Source organism: Streptomyces sp. CB02923, assembly GCF_001905005.1.
Classification (GTDB): Bacteria; Actinomycetota; Actinomycetes; order Streptomycetales; family Streptomycetaceae; genus Streptomyces.
In genome coordinates, this window is the sequence record NZ_LWKZ01000024.1 from 119,427 (window position 1) to 135,340 (window position 15,914).

Here is a 15,914-nt window from a genome sequence, read left to right on the forward strand (position 1 = left end):
ATGCCGGTGTTGCCGTTGGACCAGCCGGCGGTGACGCGTCTGCCGCCCGTACGGGAGTCGTAGGCGCGTCCCCGGCCGTTGAGCCAGTCGACGACAGCGCGTGCGGACTGGATGTCGGAGCGCCCGCCGACGTCCACGCAGCCGTCCGAGCGGTTGGTGCCCGCCAGGTCGACCAGGACCGTCGCATAGCCGCGCGGCACGAAGTAGTTGTCGTAGAAAAGCGGGAACTGCACCGGCTTCCCGGCGCTGTCGTAGGTCTTCTTCTGGCTCTCGTTGCCGCGCCCGCAGCAGGAGTAGTAGGGGCTGGCGTCCATGATCACGGGGACCCGGCGGCCCTGCTGCGCGGGTTCGCGCGGCCGCACGATGTCGACGGCGACCCGGTCGGTCCGCCCGTCCGAGTCGCCGTCGATCCTCGTGTCCACCCAGACCGATTCGCGTATCGCGTGGTCGTAGGAGTACACGGGTCTGGTCTCACCGGGAGCGGCGCGGGCCGCGGACGCCGGTCCGGCGAGCGTGGTCAACAGGGCGACGGCGACCGCCGCCACGAGCGCTTTCCAGGGGATGCGGGGGAACCGCGCACTATGGGTCACGGGGCGGACGGTAGCGCGGGGGAACTGTTGTGCGTAAGAGTGCGCGCTGTGGCGGACAGGCGCGAAAGCGGGTCCGCGGGGGTGCTGGTGCGTGCGACGGCGAAGGGGCCTGTGACGTCCGGATGTCGGTCATGTGTCAGATGGGGCCATGGACATGACGGGTGGGTTCCGAGTACATAGGGTCTGAAGAACCGAGGATCCGAAGAGCCGAACCGGCTCACCTCCCCTACAAGATGGAGGATTTCGTGCGTCACAGACTCATCGTTCCGGGTGCGGCCGCCCTCAGCCTGCTGCTGGCGATCCCGGCTTCCGCGGCCAGCTACACACCCGGCGCTCCGGGCGCGGGCGACTCCTACTACCCCGAGAGCGGCAACGGCGGGTACGACGTCTCCCACTACGACCTCCGGCTGAAGTACCAGCCGAAGACCGACCTGCTGGAGGGCACGGCGACGCTGCTCGCCAAGACGACGCAGGATCTCAGCCGCTTCAACCTCGACTTCGGCCTCAAGGTCAGCGAGATACGCGTCAACGGCAAGCAGGCCGCCTTCGCCACCTCCGGCAAGCACGAGCTGGAGGTCACTCCGGCCACGCCGCTGCCGAAGGGCAAGGACATCAGCGTCGTCGTGCGCTACGCGGGCAAGCCGTCCGAGCTGAAGATCGACGGTTTCTCCGCCTGGCACCGCACGCCCGACGGCGGGGTCATCGCGCAGGAGCCGGACGCCGCCGTGTGGTGGTTCCCGAGCAACGACCACCCGTCCGACAAGGCGACGTACGACATCTCGGTCTCGGTTCCGGACGGCAGCCAGGCGCTCAGCAACGGCGTCCTGCTGTCCCAGTCCTCCAAGCTGGGCTGGACTCGGTACAACTGGCGCTCGGACAAGCCGCAGGCGACGTATCTGACCACGCTCGCGGTCGGCAAGTTCGACGTCACCAAGGACACCACGGCCAGCGGCCTGCCGGTGATCAACGCCGTCAGCAAGGACCTCGGCGCCTACGCGGGCTCGGCGCGCGCCAGCATCGAGCGCACCACCGAGGTCACGGAGTGGCTGGAGTCGGTCTTCGGGCCGTACCCGTTCAACTCCGTCGGCGGGTACGTCCCGAACGTGCCGGCCGGGTACGCGCTGGAGACGCAGACCCGCCCGTTCTACGGCAAGGAGGCGTTCGGCGGCGGCACCAACGTCTCCGTCGTGGTGCACGAGCTCGCGCACCAGTGGTACGGCGACAGCGTCTCCGTCAAGGACTGGAAGGACATCTGGGTCAACGAGGGCTTCGCCCGCTACAGCCAGTGGCTGTGGTCGGAGAAGGAGGGCGAGGGCACCGGCCGGGAACTGGCCGACTACGTCTACGCCCAGCACCCGGCCGACGACCCGTTCTGGAAGGTCAAGCCGGGCGACCCGGGCCCGGACAACCAGTTCCACGGCGCCGTCTACGACCGGGGCGCGCTCACGCTCCAGGCGCTGCGCAACAAGCTGGGCGACAAGGACTTCTTCGCGCTCCTGAAGTCCTGGCCCACCGACAAGAAGTACGGCAACGCCTCGGTGCACGACTTCGTGACGTATGCCGAGAGCAAGACCGGCAAGCCGCTCGCGGAGTTCTTCGACACCTGGCTCTTCCAGCCGGCCAAGCCCTCGGCGTCGGCGCTCAAGGCCGCCTTCGGCGCCCGGTCGGCCGCCCCGGCCAAGGCACCGGCCCAGCCGAAGTCCTGGAAGTCGATCCAGGCGACGAACCACGTGCACGACCACGGTCACGACCACTGACCCGAAGCGGGGCCCGGCGCAGCGCGCGCCGGGCCCCGCCCGTATGTCCCCGGACAGTGCCGACGCGTGGTTCTCCGGCAGACCGCCTCTGGGAGAACGCCTCCGGGAGGACGTCTCCGGGAGGACGTCTCCGGGAGGACGTCTCCGGGAGGACGTCTCCGGGAGGACGTCTCCGGGAGAACGCCCCACCCCACGCGCCGTATCCCGTCCACCTCCGTATCACCCATCGGTTACTCAGAAGTAAGCACGCCTGGTTTGATGTGCGACGGGTCACGCACCCACCCCCACGCGACCAGGAGTCCGCATGCCGCACCGCACGTCACACCGCCCCCACGGAGCCGCCCTCGGCACGGTGCTGGCCTTCGGGCTGGCCGCCACGGCGTGCTTCGCCACGGCTCCCGCGGCGTCGGCCGCGCAGGCACCGGCCGCGGTACCCGCGGTGAAGGTGCTCTCGTACAACGTGTTCCTCATGAGCAAGAATCTCTACCCCAATTGGGGGCAGGACCACCGGGCCAAGGCGATAGCCTCCGCCGGTTTCTTCCGGGACCAGGACGTCGTCGTCCTCCAGGAAGCCTTCGACAATTCCTCTTCCGACGCGCTCAAGTCGGCCGCGGCGGCGCAGTATCCGTACCAGACCCCGGTCGTCGGACGCGGGAAGGGCGGCTGGGACGCCACGGGCGGCGCCTATTCCGCCACCACTCCGGAAGACGGCGGGGTCACCGTGCTGAGCAAGTGGCCGGTGCTCCGCAAGGAGCAGTACGTGTTCAAGGACGCCTGCGGTTCCGACTCCTGGTCGAACAAGGGCTTCGCCTATGCCGCGCTGAATGTCCGCGGCACCACGGTGCACGTGGTCGGTACGCACACCCAGTCGACCGACCCGGGATGCAAGGCGGGAGAAGCGGCCGCGGTCCGGGCGAAGCAGTTCAAGGAGATCGACGCCTTCCTGGACGCGAAGAGCATTCCGGCGGGCGAACAGGTCATGGTCGCCGGTGACGTGAACGTGGACTCGCGCAGCGCCGAATTCGCGTCCCTGCTCACCGACGCCGGTCTCGTGGCGGCCGATACGCGCACGGGCCACCCGTACTCCTTCGACACCCGCGAGAACTCGGTGGCCGCGTACCGCTACCCCGACGACCCGCGCGAGGACCTGGACCACATCCTGCACCGCCGCGGCCACGCCCGGCCCGACGGCTGGCGCAACGAGGTCGTCAAGGAGCGGTCCGCTCCCTGGACGGTGTCGAGCTGGGGCAAGGAGTACACCTACACCAATCTCTCGGACCACTATCCCGTGACGGCGTCTCAGCGCTTGGGGTAGGCCGGGGGCGGGTCGCCGGACGGCGATCACGGACCGGTCCGTAAGGGGCTACCAGCCCTGACGCCGCTTGCATTCCTGGACACAATGGGTCCAGGATGCTGACGTGACCGAGTTATCAGCTGGCCCACGGCCCACTTCCGCGCGGCCCTCCCCCGCCGCCCCGCGCCCGGGACCGCTGCTCGCCGTCCTGCTCACCGCGTGGTTCATGGCGCAATTCGACTTCTTCGTCGTCAACGTCGCCGCCCCCTCGTTCGAGAAGGACCTCCACACCGGACCCGCCGCCCTGGAACTGATCGTCGGCGGCTACGCCTTCGCGTACGCCAGCGGCATGATCACCGGCGGCCGGCTCGGCGACCTCTTCGGCCACCGGCGTACGTTCGTCGCGGGGATGATCGCCTTCGCCGTCACCTCGCTGCTGTGCGGCATCGCGGTGAACCCGGCCCAGCTGGTCGGCGCCCGGCTGCTACAGGGCTTCGCCGGAGCCGTGATGGTGCCGCAGGTGCTCGCCACGATCACCGCCTCGTTCCCGGTGCACGCCCGGGGCCGGGCGATGGCCTGGTACGGCGTCGCCGGCGGTACGGCCTCGGTCGCCGGCCAGGTGCTCGGCGGGCTGATGCTGGACGCCGACATCCTCGGACTGGGCTGGCGGGTCCTGTTCCTGATCAACGTGCCGATCGGCGCGGTCGCGGCCCTGCTGGCCCTGCGCTTTTTGCCCTCGGTACGCTCCGCCCGCCGGGCCCGGCTGGACCTGACCGGCGCGGGCGGCGTGGCGCTGACCCTGGGCCTGGTGCTCGTACCGCTCGCCATGGGGCGCACCGCCGGCTGGCCTGCCTGGACCTGGATCTGCCTGGCCGCCTCCGTGCCGGTGGGCGCGGCCACCGTGTACTGGCAGCGGTCCCTGGCCGCCCGCGGCGGCGACCCCGTGCTCGACCTGGCACTGTTCCGCGAGGTTTCCTACCTGGCCGGCGTGGTGACGGGCGCGGCCTTCATGGCGTACTGGGCCAGCGTCATGTTCACACTGACGCTGCTGCTCCAGGGCGGTTTCGGGCTGGGCCCGTTCCAGGCCGGACTGGCCTTCGCGCCGACCGGTGTGTGCTACGCCGGTTTCGCGCTGCTCAGCCGGAACCTGGTCCAGCGCTTCGGTCTGCGCATCCTGCAACTGGGGAGCGTGGTCACGGTGATCGGCCTGACGGCGGTCGCCCTCGTACTCCACTTCCTGCCGGACCGCGGCGCGCTGCCCTGGGTCGTCGTCACCATGGCGGTGGCCGGGGTGGGCAACGGGCTGATGTTCCCGCAGCTCATCGGCGCCTCGCTGGTGCGCGTGCCCGCGCAGCGGGCCGGGATCGGCGCCGGGGTGCTCACCACGGCCCAGCAGTTCGGCGGCGCCGCGGGGGTCGCGGTCATCGGCGCCGCGTTCTTCGCCCTGGCCGGCGGCACGCCGAGCGCCGCCGGGTACGCCCGCGCCGCCATGTGGACCACCGTGGTCTCGGTCGCCCTGACCTGTGTCGTCACGGTGCTGACGACGGCCATCCGGCGGGCGGCCGACCGTACCGCGCGGGCCGAGCGCGCGCAGCAGGCGGCGGACGAGGACGCGAAGCGGGCGGCGGACGCCTCCTGAAGGGCGTCCGGCGGGCACGGACACACGGCGAAGGGCGGCCGCGCGGCTCCATCCGGAGCGCCGCGGCCGCCCTTCGCCGTGTCCGGGGCCGTACGGTCGGCGGGGCCGTACGGTCGGCCCCGGCCGGTCGCCCTCGTCCGTACGGTCAGCCCTTGTCGAGCGTTCCCGGCCCGGCCGCCGCGCCCTGTTCGCGTTCGGCGGCGATCCGGCCCACCCGGCCGCGGACCGCGAACCAGCCCACGACCAGCGCGGCGCCGATGACCGGCACCAGCATCACGGTCTGCTGCCCCACGCCCTCGCTGTCGAAGGCCATCAGGATGACGACGCCGACCAGGAAGACGATGGTCGCGATGTCGGTGACCGGGGTGCCCGGCAGCTGGAAGCGGGGGCGGTCGACCAGGCCCTCGCGGGAGCGCCGGACGAAGACCATGTGACAGACCATGATCGTGCACCAGGTGCTGATGATGCCGAGCGCCGCGATGTTCAGCACGATCTCGAACGCCTTGCCGGGCACGAGGTAGTTGAGGCCGACGCCCAGCACGCACACCGCGGAGGTGAGCATGATGCCGCCGTACGGCACCTGGTTGCGGTTCATCAGCCCCGCGAACTTCGGCGCCGAGCCCGCCATCGACATCGAGCGCAGGATGCGGCCGGTGGAGTACAGGCCGGAGTTGAGGCTGGACATGGCGGCGGTGAGCACCACCAGGTTCATCACGTCGCCCGCGGCCGGCACGCCCACGTTGGAGAGCACGGTGACGAAGGGGCTCTCGGAGCCGGTGTACTTGTTCCACGGCAGCAGCAGCGCGAGGAGGATCACCGAGCCGACGTAGAAGACACCGACCCGCCACATGATCGAGTTCACGGCCTTGGGCACGACCTTCTCCGGCTCGCTGGTCTCACCCGCGGTGACGCCGACCAGTTCGACGGCGGAGTAGGCGAAGACCACGCCCTGCAACACGATCACCACGGGCAGCAGGCCGCTCGGGAAGAAGCCGCCGTGGTCGGTGATCAGGCTCAGGCCGGGGGTCTCGCCGCCCACCGGGTGCTGGGTGGCCAGCAGGAAGATGCCGATGAACATGAAGACGACCAGCGCCGCGACCTTGATGATCGCGAACCAGAACTCCATCTCACCGAAGATCTTCACCGAGATCAGGTTGATGGAGAGCACCACCGCGAGCGCGATCAGCGCCATGACCCACTGCGGGATGGCGGTGAACAGGCTCCAGTAGTGGGTGTAGAGGGCAATCGCGGTGATGTCGGCGATACCGGTGGTGGACCAGTTGACGACGTACATCCAGCCCGCGATGTACGCGCCCTTCTCCCCCAGGAACTCTCGCGCGTACGAGACGAAGGAACCCGACGACGGCCGGTGCAGCACCAGTTCGCCCAGGGCCCGTACGACGAAGAACGCGAACAGGCCGCAGACCGCGTACGCGACGGCGAGCGCGGGTCCGGCGGAGGCGAGCCGGCCGCCGGCGCCCAGGAACAGGCCGGTGCCGATCGCCCCGCCGATGGCGATCATGTTGATGTGCCGGCCCTTGAGGCCCTTGCTGTATCCGGCGTCGCCCGCGTCCTGGGCGGTCGACGCCTTCCCCCCGCCCGGTGGCCTGTTGGCTTCTTCCTGGACGGTTTCCGTGCTCACAGCTGGTTCATCTCGCTTTCGGGCAGGCGATGGAGCCGTCGCCGGTCACATGGGTCACGCGAGTCCGGCCGACGGCACACCTTCCCCCAGAGCCGCCCCCTCGTCTGTGTGCTGGGTCACACCGTGTATGAGCCACCCATAATCCGTACGGATATGTCCTGTATGGGTTGTCGGGGTCATGCCCACACCTCCACCAATTCACCACGCTCCGGTCACCCTTGCTCACCCAGGAGAACGGTGCGGGTATCGGATTCCGGTCGCCGCGATGGCCGGAAACCGCCGCCGGACCGGGGGTGGGACCACGGGGGATCCGGGTGCGGGGCCACCGGGATCCGGGTGCGTGACCACCGAGTACCCGGGAGCGTGGCCACCGGGGATCCGGCGTCGGGCGCGGGTCCGGGCCGCGCCGCCGATCCCGCTGGGCTCCGGAAGGTTTCACAGAGCTGGTGAGACAGCAATACTGTTGAACACGGACCGCGCCATGGGACGCGGCGGGCGCAGGGGGCGCGGGCACCCGCGCGGACGCAGCGAGGGAAGCGAGGCGCGGCATGGCCACCGGGACCGGGGAAGAACCGACGCTCACCGTCGACGAATTGGCCGCCCGCGCGGGCGTGACCGTGCGGACCGTCCGCTTCTACAGCACCCGCGGGCTGCTGCCCCCGCCCGCGATCGGCCCCCGCCGCGTCGGCCGGTACGGCGCCGCCCACCTGTCCCGGCTCGCGCTGATCGAGGAACTCCAGCACCACGGCATGACGCTGGCCGCCATCGAGCGCTACCTCGCCCGGCTGCCCGACGACCTCAGCGCCCACGACCTCGCCATCCACCGCGCGCTCGTCGCCTCCTGGTCGCCGGACTCCGCCGAGGAGGCGACCCGGGCCCACCTGGAGCGCCGCGCGGGCCGCACGCTGAGCGAGGACGACATCGACCGGCTGGCGGCGATGGACGTCCTGGAGCGCACCGCGGACCCCGACGCGTTCCGGGTCGACCCGGCCGTCCTCCACCTGGGCATCCGGCTGCTGGACGTACCGGTCGCGCTGGAGACGCTGCTCGCCGCCCGTACCGTCGTCCAGGAGCACACCCGCTCGGCGGCACGCGAGCTGACCCGGCTCTTCCACGACGAGGTGTGGGGCCCCTACCGGGAGCGCGAGTCGGACCCCGAACAGGTGGAGTCGATGAAGTCGCTCTCCGCGCACATGCAGCCGATGGTGGTGCAGGCGCTGGTGACGGCCTTCCAGCGGTCGATGCGCGAGGAGCTGCGGGCGACGTACGCCGAGGAGTGAGCGCCCGCCCGGCGGGCATGACGTGGGTACCGGTCCCCGGGTGCGGCCGGTGGTGCGGCACAGCCCGACGAGCGAGACGAGGCCGTGGGTGGAGGGGCGCAGCATTTCCCGGGCCGAGGCGGCGGACATCCTCGCCCGGCAGGAGGACCACTTCTGGGAGTTCAAGAGCGGCCGCAGCGGCGGGGCGGTCGTGCAGGTCATCGCCGCCGCCCTGGCCAACGCCGAGGGCGGCGAGTTCATCATCGGCATCGAGGACCCGCGCACCGGGCACGGGCTGGCGCGGTGGCGCGGCTTCGCCTCGCTGGAGGACGCCAACTTCGTCCAGCAGGCCATGGTCGACCAGGTGGAGCCGCCGGTTCCGTACGACATCGAGTTCCTGCGGGTCCAGGGGCGCGCGGAACTGGGCTGGGCCTGCCTGGTCACGGTCCACAAGAGCCCGGATGTGCACAGGACGGCCCGCGGCGAGGTGCCCCAGCGCCGCGGTGCCCAGTCGCGGCGGCTGAAGGGGACGCAGATCACCGATCTGTCGCTGTCCAAGGGCGCCCGTTCCTACGAGGACCAGCTGTTGCGCGACTACGCCCTGGAGGAACTGCGGGATGAGGACGAGCTGCACGTCTTCCTCGGCCGGTACAGTCCGCGCACCTCCGCCGAGCGGTTCGTGCGCCGCCAGCGCCTGGTGGACCGCGGCGGGTCGCTGGCGACCGTCGCGGGCGCCGTGCTGTTCGCCGCCGAGCCGCCCGCCGTCGTACCGAAGAAGTGCTCGGTGAAGATCGCCCGGTACGAGACCGGGGAGCAGGTACCGGACCGCCGGCACCTGAAGTCCGCGCCGACGACGGTGGACGGGCCGGCGCGGGTGCTGATCGACCGGACGCTGGCGGCGGTCACCCGGATCATCCAGTCGGTGCCGGTGCTGGGCGCGGACGGCTCCCTGTCGCCGATGGCCTATCCGCCGGAGGCGCTGAAGGAGATCATCGTCAACGCGGTGATCCACCGGGACTACAACCTCTCCGACGACATCCTGATCTCCGTCTTCGACAACCGGGTGGAGGTACGCAGTCCGGGCCGGCTGCCCGGCCACATGACGCCGGACAAGCTCTTCACGGATCGCTTCGCGCGCAACCCCACCATCGTGCGGCTGCTGAACAAGTACCCGGACCCGCCGAACAAGGACATCGGCGAGGGGCTGGACACCGTACTGAGCACGATGAAGGCGGCGAAGCTCAAGGAGCCGCGGTTCTTCGTGGAGGCGAACGCGTTCGTCGTGGTGCTGGAGCACACGCCGCTCGCCCGGCCCGAGGAGCTGGTGCTGCAGTACCTGCGGTCCAACCCGGAGATCCCCAACCGGATCGCGCGGCGGATCACCGGAATCGCCTCCGAGAACCGGATGAAGCGGGTCTTCCACCGGCTGCGGGACGCCGGGCAGATCGAGCCGGTGCCGGACCGGGCCGGTCCCCGCGCGGCGTGGCGCCTCAGGCAGCACTGACCGGCGGCACTGGCCGGCAGCACTGACCGGCGGCCCGCGGAGCTGCGCGGCTCTGACCGGCGGCCCGCGGAGCTGCGCGGCTCTGACCGGCGGCCCGCGGAGCTGCGCGGACCGGCCCCGGCGGACCGGTCCGCGTCAAGCGTGCGTCACCCGTGCGTCACGCGTCGCTGAACTTCTCCCCCTTGTCCGCCTTCTCCACCAGCAGCGCGGGCGGCGCGAAGCGGTCCCCGTATGCCGCCTGGAGTTCGCGGGCGCGGGTGACGAAGCCGGGCAGGCCGCCCTCGTAGCCGTTGATGTACTGGATGACGCCGCCGGTCCAGCCGGGGAAGCCGATGCCCAGGATGGAGCCGATGTTGGCGTCGGCGACGGAGGTCAGCACGCCCTCCTCGAAGCACCGGACCGTGTCCAGCGCCTCGGCGAACAGCATCCGCTCCTGCATGTCCCGGAAGGGGATGCCGGCGTCCCCGGTGCCGAAGTGCTCGCGCAGGCCCGGCCACAGGCCGGTTCGCCTGCCGTCCTCGCCGTACTCGTAGAAGCCGCCGCCGCCGCTGCGGCCCGGCCGCCCGAACTCGTCGACCATGCGGTCGATGACGGTGTCGGCCGGATGCTGCTGCCAGGTGCCGCCGGCTGCCTCGACCGCCGCCCGGGTCTCGTTGCGGATCTTGCGCGGGAGGGTGAGGGTCAGCTCGTCCATCAGGGAGAGCACCTTGGCCGGGTAACCGGCCTGGGCGGCGGCCTGCTCCACGGAGGCCGGCTCGATGCCCTCGCCGACCATCGCCACGCCCTCGTTGATGAAGTGGCCGATGACGCGCGAGGTGAAGAAGCCGCGCGAGTCGTTGACGACGATGGGGGTCTTGCGGATCTGGCGTACCAGGTCGAAGGCGCGGGCCAGCGCCTCGTCGCCGGTCCGCGCGCCCTTGATGATCTCGACCAGCGGCATCTTGTCGACGGGCGAGAAGAAGTGCAGGCCGATGAAGTCGGCGTCGCGCTCGACGCCTTCGGCGAGGCCGGTGATGGGGAGTGTGGAGGTGTTGGAACACAGCAGCGCGTCGGGGGCGACGATGTGCTGGATCTCCTGGAACACCTTGTGCTTGAGGGAGGTGTCCTCGAAGACCGCCTCGATGACGGCGTCGCAGCCGGCCAGGTCCTGCGGGTCGGCGGTGGGCGTGATGCGGGCGAGGAGTTCGTCCCGCTTGGCCTCGGTCGTCCGGCCGCGGCTCAGCGCCTTGGCGAGCAGCCCCTCCGAGTATGCCTTGCCCTTCGCGGCCGCCTCCGGGGAGACGTCCTTGAGGACGACCTCGATCCCCGCCTTGGCGCAGGAGTACGCGATACCGGCGCCCATCATGCCGGCGCCGAGGACGGCGACCTTCCCGACCGTGCGCGGCGCGATGTCCTTGGGGCGGTTGGCGCCGGAGTTGACGGCCTGGAGGTCGAAGAAGAACGCCTGGATCATGTTCTTGGAGACCTGGCCGGTGACCAGCTCGACGAAGTAGCGCGCCTCGATGGTCTGCGCGGTCTCGAAGTCGACCTGGGAGCCCTCGACGGCCGCCGCGAGGATGTTGCGCGGGGCCGGGTACGGGGCGCCGTTCAGCTGCTTCTTCAGGTTGGCGGGGAAGGCGGGGAGGTTGGCGGCGAACTTCGGGTGCGCCGGGGTGCCGCCGGGGATCCGGTAGCCCTTGACGTCCCAGGGCTGCTGGGCCTCGGGGTGCGCGTCGATGAACGCGCGCGCCTTTTCGAGCAGTTCCCCGGGGGTGGCCGCGACGTCGTGGATCAGGCCGTTGTCCCTGGCGCGCGTGGCGTTGTACTGGGTGCCCTGGAGCAGCACCTTCAGCAGCGCGTCGGCGATGCCCAGCAGCCGGACCGTACGGACGACGCCGCCGGCCGCCGGGAGCAGGCCGAGGGTCACCTCGGGCAGGCCGATCTTGGTGGCGCGGGTGTCGAGGGCGACCCGGTGGTGGCAGGCCAGCGCGAGTTCGTAGCCGCCGCCGAGGGCCGCGCCGTTGATCGCGGCGACGACGGGCTTGCCGAGGGTCTCGATGCGGCGCAGGTCGCGCTTGATGCCCTGGCCCGTCTCGAACGCCCGCTGGGCGTGCTCGGGGGTGACGGCGATCAGGTCGCGCAGGTCGCCACCGGCGAAGAAGGTCTTCTTCGCGGAGGTGAAGATGACGCCGCGTACGGTGTCCCGCTCGGCCTCCAGGCGGTCGGCGACGGCCGTCAGGGAGGCCTTGAAGGCCGCGTTCATCGTGTTGGCCGACTGGTCCGGGTCGTCGAGGACGAGGGTGACGACGCCGGTCTCGTCCTGTTCCCAGCGGATGGTGGTGGATTCACTCATGGGGTGCGTTCTCCGTAGTGGGTGGGGACGAGGGTCAGACGCGCTCGATGACGGTGGCGATGCCCATGCCGCCGCCGACGCAGAGGGTGGCCAGGCCGAAGCGCTGGTCCCGGCGCTCCAGTTCGTCGACGAGGGTGCCCAGGATCATCGCGCCGGTGGCGCCGAGGGGGTGGCCCATGGCGATGGCGCCGCCGTTGACGTTGACCTTGTCCAGGCTCAGGCCCATGTCCTTGACGAAGCGCAGCACGACGGCGGCGAACGCCTCGTTGATCTCGACGAGGTCGATGTCGTCGATGGTCAGCCCGGCCTTGGCGAGCGCCTTGCGGGAGGCGGGCGCGGGGCCGGTGAGCATGATCGTGGGCTCCGAGCCGGAGACCGCGGCGGAGATGATGCGGGCGCGCGGGGTGAGCCCGTAGCGCTCGCCGACCTCGCGGGAGCCGATGGCGACCAGCGCCGCGCCGTCCACGATGCCGGAGGCGTTGCCCGCGTGGTGGACGTGGTCGATCTTCTCGACCCAGTGGTACTTCTGCAGGGCCACCGCGTCGAAGCCGCCCATGTCGCCGATGGTGGCGAAGGACGGCTTGAGGCCGGCCAGCGAGTCGGCGGTGGTGCCGGGCCGCATGTGCTCGTCGTGGTCGAGGACGGGCAGGCCGTTGCGGTCGGTGACGGGCACGACGGAGCGGGCGAAGCGGCCGTCCTTCCAGGCCGCGGCGGCGCGCTCCTGGGACAGCGCGGCGTACTCGTCGACGTCGCGGCGGGAGTAGCCCTCGATGGTGGCGATGAGGTCGGCGCCGATGCCCTGCGGGACGAAGCCGGTGTCGAAGTTGGTCATCGGGTCGGCGAACCAGGCGCCGCCGTCGGAGGCCATCGGGACCCGCGACATCGACTCGACGCCGCCCGCGAGCACCAGGTCCTCCCAGCCGGAACGGATCTTGGCGGCGGCCATGTTGACCGCTTCGAGTCCGGAGGCACAGAAGCGGTTCTCCTGGACGCCCGCGACGGTGTCGGGCAGCCCGGCGGCGATGGCCGCGATGCGGGCGATGTCCGAGCCCTGGTCGCCGACCGGCCCGACGACACCGAGCACGACGTCGTCCACGGCGGCCGGGTCGAGGTCCGGGAAGCGGCGGCGGACCTCGTGGATGAGGCCGACGACGAGGTCGATCGGCTTGGTGCCGTGCAGCGCGCCGTTGGCCTTGCCGCGGCCGCGCGGGGTGCGGATCGCGTCGTACACGTACGCTTCGGAAGTCACGGTGAGCAGCCTTTCCAGCTCCTGGTCCGGGAGCGGCGGGGGTGGGGTGAGGGTGGGCTTCGGGGTTCGGAGTTCGGGGTGTGTGCGGGGGCACGGGGCCGGGGCTCGGCGGCCCAGGCGGGCTGCGGGCCGGTCAGCCGAGGAGCGAGCGGCCGATGATCTCCTTCATGATCTCGGTGGTGCCTCCGTAGATGGTCTGGATACGGCCGTCGGTGAAGGCCCTGGCGACCGGGTACTCGCTCATGTAGCCGTAGCCGCCGTGCAGTTGCAGGCAGCGGTCCGCGACCCGCTTCTGCAGCTCGGTGGCCCACCACTTGGCCATCGAGGCGTGCACGGCGTCCAGCTTCCCGTCGGAGTGGTCCACGATGCAGCGGTCCAGGAACTCGCGGGTGACGGCGCACTCGGTCGCCATCTCGGCTATCTCGAAGCGGATGTGCTGGAGCTTGGCGAGCGGCCGGCCGAACGCCTCGCGCTCCTTCACGTACCGCGTGGTGATCTCCAGCAGATGCTCGGCGGCGGCGATCCCGGCGACCGCGATGCCCATCCGCTCCTGCGCGAGGTTGGTCATCAGGTGGATGAACGCGCCGTTCAGCTCGCCGAGGAGGTTCTCCTTGGGCACCCGTACGCCGGTGAAGAACAGCTCGGCGGTGTCCTGTGACTTCTGGCCGATCTTGTCCAGGTTGCGGCCGCGCTCGAAGCCTTCCGCGCCCCGCTCGACGACCAGCAGGCTCAGGCCGTGCGCGCCGCCTTCGGGCGTGGTCTTGGCGACGACGATGACCAGGTCGGCGAGGATGCCGTTGGAGATGAACGTCTTGGAGCCGTTCAGCAGCCAGTGGTCGCCGCGGTCTTCGGCGGTGGTGCGGATGCCCTGGAGGTCGGAGCCGGCGCCCGGTTCGGTCATGGCGATGGCGGTGATCGTCTCGCCGCTGCAGAAGCCGGGCAGCCAGCGGCGCTTCTGCTCCTCGGTGGCGAGCTGGGTCAGGTACGGGCCGACGATGTCGTTGTGCAGGCCGACGGCGAGTCCGGCGGCACCGGCCCGGGTGAACTCCTCGGCCAGCACGGCGGCGTAGCGGAAGTCGGCGTTGCCGCCGCCTCCGTACTCCTCGGGGACGGCCAGGCCCAGCAGACCCTGCTTGCCCGCCGCCCGCCAGGCGTCGCGGCTGACGATGCCGTCCTTCTCCCACTGGTCGTAGTGCGGCGTCACCTCCCTGTCCAGGAAGGTCCGTACGGTGCGGCGGAACGCGTCGTGGTCCTCGGTGAAGATCTGGCGTTCGAGCTGCGCGGTCATCGCGTGGGGCCTCCTCGGGGACGGCGGTGGGTCAGCGGGGTGGTGTCCATCAGCCGGCCGCGTCCCGCGGCCGGGCGCGGCCGTCCGAGGCCCGGGTGCCGTCGGCCCAGGCGCCGCCGCCGTCCGCGCCGGGCGCCGGGGCCCGGCGGTCGGTGAGCGCCGGGACGCCCCAGTCGCGGGCCACGTCCACCGTGTCGGCGCCGGGCTGGGCCGGCGGCCGGCGGATCGCGCCGGGGGTGTCGGAGAAGCGCGGGGCCGGTGCGGGCTGGGTGATGCCGCCGTGGCCGGCGAAGGTGCCGCGGGCGGCGAGATGCGGGTGCCCGGGGGCCTCGCGCAGCGAGAGCACCGGCGCCACGCAGGCGTCGGATGCCTCGAAGACGGCCGTCCACTGCGCACGCGTACGGGTCTTGAAGCGGGCGGCGATGGCGGCCCGCAGGTCTTCCCAGGCGGCCAGGTCGTCGCGGGCGGGCGCCTCGTCCTCGATGCCGAGCAGCCGGATGAACTCGCCGTAGAAGCGCTGCTCCAGCGCGCCGACCGCCATGTGGCCGCCGTCGGAGGTCTCGTACGTGCCGTAGAACGGGGCTCCGCCGTCGAGGAGGTTGGCGCCGCGGCGGTCCTGCCAGCCGCCGGCCGCCAGCATGGCGTGGATCATCGCGGTGAGGTGGGCCGTGCCGTCGACGATGGCCGCGTCCACGACCTGGCCCCGGCCGCCTTCGGTCTGTGCGTGCCGGAGCGCGGCCAGGACGCCGACGACGAGGTAGAGGGAACCGCCCGCGTAGTCGCCGAGGAGGTTGGCGGGGACGGCGGGCGGCCCGCCGGGCGGGCCGATCATGCCGAGCGCGCCGGTGACGGCGATGTAGCCGATGTCGTGTCCGGCGGTCGCGGCCAGCGGTCCCTGCTGGCCCCAGCCGGTCATCCGGCCGTACACCAGCCGCGGGTTGCGCTCCAGGCAGGCGTCCGGGCCGATGCCGAGGCGCTCGGCGACGCCGGGGCGGTACCCCTCGATCAGCGCGTCGGCGCGCTCGACGAGGTCCAGCACCTGGCCGGGGCCTTCGGCGGATTTCAGGTCCACCAGCACGGAGCGCTTGTTGCGGTTGGTGATGTCGTACGCCGGATCGACGCCGAGGCCGGAGCCGCCGGGCCGGTCGACGCGCACCACGTCGGCGCCGAGGTCCGCCAGGAGCATCGCGGCGAACGGGCCGGGCCCGATGCCGGCCAGCTCCACCACGCGCACCCCGCTCAGCGGGCCGTTCCCTGTCCCTGCCATCGGGCCCCCTGAGCTCCGCAGCACTGTGACACTACTGATGTAACACTCGCGATGTTAAGAACGTGTTCCACTTTCCACAAGCCCCCTCGGCCA

Annotated in this window: 11 protein-coding genes; 5 read left to right on the forward strand and 6 right to left on the reverse strand. The window is 71.3% G+C overall.

Annotated elements, in window-relative coordinates; genetic code table 11:
• The coding region (locus tag A6A06_RS42950; protein WP_443333773.1) for a CocE/NonD family hydrolase at positions 1-590 on the reverse strand (590 nt) is incomplete at its 3' end.
• Positions 591-835: 245 nt separating this feature from the next.
• Here A6A06_RS42950 and A6A06_RS23975 point away from each other — a divergent pair.
• The 3 genes from A6A06_RS23975 (at position 836) to A6A06_RS23985 (ending at position 5,280) form a co-directional block, all read left to right on the forward strand.
• Positions 836-2,347, forward strand: coding sequence for a M1 family metallopeptidase (locus A6A06_RS23975; RefSeq protein ID WP_079194393.1), 1,512 nt, complete (start codon positions 836-838; stop codon positions 2,345-2,347).
• 304 nt (positions 2,348-2,651) lie between these two features.
• Positions 2,652-3,662: a sphingomyelin phosphodiesterase gene (sph, locus tag A6A06_RS23980; protein WP_073763421.1), complete on the forward strand. Its 1,011-nt coding sequence runs from the start codon at positions 2,652-2,654 to the stop codon at positions 3,660-3,662.
• A 103-nt stretch (positions 3,663-3,765) separates the two neighbouring features.
• On the forward strand, positions 3,766-5,280 hold the full coding sequence (locus A6A06_RS23985; RefSeq protein WP_242440913.1) for an MFS transporter: 1,515 nt from the start codon (positions 3,766-3,768) through the stop codon (positions 5,278-5,280).
• A gap of 145 nt (positions 5,281-5,425) precedes the next feature.
• Here A6A06_RS23985 and A6A06_RS23990 read toward each other — a convergent pair whose 3' ends face one another.
• Complete coding sequence (locus tag A6A06_RS23990; RefSeq protein WP_073763422.1) at positions 5,426-6,922, reverse strand: amino acid permease; 1,497 nt, start codon at positions 6,920-6,922, stop codon at positions 5,426-5,428.
• Between the two features lie 548 nt (positions 6,923-7,470).
• On the opposite strand from A6A06_RS23990, the gene A6A06_RS23995 reads away from it, so the two are divergent.
• Complete coding sequence (locus A6A06_RS23995; RefSeq protein ID WP_073763423.1) at positions 7,471-8,202, forward strand: MerR family transcriptional regulator; 732 nt, start codon at positions 7,471-7,473, stop codon at positions 8,200-8,202.
• A gap of 22 nt (positions 8,203-8,224) precedes the next feature.
• On the forward strand, positions 8,225-9,685 hold the full coding sequence (locus tag A6A06_RS24000; protein ID WP_079194291.1) for an ATP-binding protein: 1,461 nt from the start codon (positions 8,225-8,227) through the stop codon (positions 9,683-9,685).
• A 157-nt stretch (positions 9,686-9,842) separates the two neighbouring features.
• Here the strand turns inward: A6A06_RS24000 and A6A06_RS24005 are convergent, their stop codons facing one another.
• From A6A06_RS24005 to A6A06_RS24020, 4 genes are all read right to left on the reverse strand, one after another.
• Positions 9,843-12,017 carry a 3-hydroxyacyl-CoA dehydrogenase NAD-binding domain-containing protein gene (locus A6A06_RS24005; RefSeq protein WP_073763424.1) on the reverse strand — a complete coding sequence of 725 codons (2,175 nt, stop codon included), beginning with the start codon at positions 12,015-12,017 and terminating at the stop codon, positions 9,843-9,845.
• A 34-nt stretch (positions 12,018-12,051) separates the two neighbouring features.
• Positions 12,052-13,266 carry an acetyl-CoA C-acetyltransferase gene (locus A6A06_RS24010; RefSeq protein ID WP_073763425.1) on the reverse strand — a complete coding sequence of 405 codons (1,215 nt, stop codon included), beginning with the start codon at positions 13,264-13,266 and terminating at the stop codon, positions 12,052-12,054.
• Between the two features lie 133 nt (positions 13,267-13,399).
• Positions 13,400-14,554, reverse strand: a complete 1,155-nt coding sequence (locus tag A6A06_RS24015; RefSeq protein ID WP_073763426.1) for an acyl-CoA dehydrogenase family protein — start codon at positions 14,552-14,554, stop codon at positions 13,400-13,402.
• A gap of 49 nt (positions 14,555-14,603) precedes the next feature.
• Entirely contained in the window at positions 14,604-15,821 is a 1,218-nt protein-coding gene (locus tag A6A06_RS24020; protein WP_199931118.1) for a CaiB/BaiF CoA transferase family protein, read from the reverse strand.
• Positions 15,822-15,914 lie beyond the last annotated feature (93 nt).